The organism is Virgibacillus carmonensis (assembly GCF_057836705.1).
Genome location: NZ_JBYQFJ010000380.1, coordinates 1 through 532, shown reverse-complemented (window position 1 = coordinate 532; position 532 = coordinate 1). Strand labels below are relative to the sequence as shown.

Below are 532 nucleotides of genomic sequence, written 5' to 3'. Positions count from 1 at the left end.
CAATTTCTTCTGGCTCTGGTATTTCCGATGCTGTTATCTCATTGGTTGCAGTTGTTGCTACATCACTGTCGTGCATAACTTGTTTTTCATACGCTTGTTTCAGTATTTTTTCATCCCGATGTTCCGTTACAAACAACCCAATAGCCTGATAGGTTTTTGGAACTTGTTCAATTTGAATCACCATCAGGTTGACGGATTCATACACTTTGTTTACCGGATATGTTGCACCGGATTCCTTTCCTTTTGATTCAAAGGTAAATGTTGGTTCCACCACATCGGTTCCGGTATGAACGGTTTCCAATGTGACTTCCATCAATTGATTGGCAGGATTAAATTCCCAATCCCGAAGAACAACAGTTGTTTGACTTAACCCACCAATAGATTCATTGAAGGGAGTTTGCTCAATAGTCGTATCATCATACATCCATGTTTTGGACGTAAAAAAAACGCCGAGAACAAGTCCAGCGACAATCATTATTCCGATATATACCTTGTTTTCGGTTCCCCGATTTAATTTATTTTTCAAGTTATC

General features: G+C 39.1%; 1 pseudogene. It reads right to left on the bottom strand.

From position 1 onward, the window contains the following. Positions 1-532, bottom strand: a pseudogene (locus tag AC3G7N_RS22465) (hypothetical protein); the annotation flags it as partial.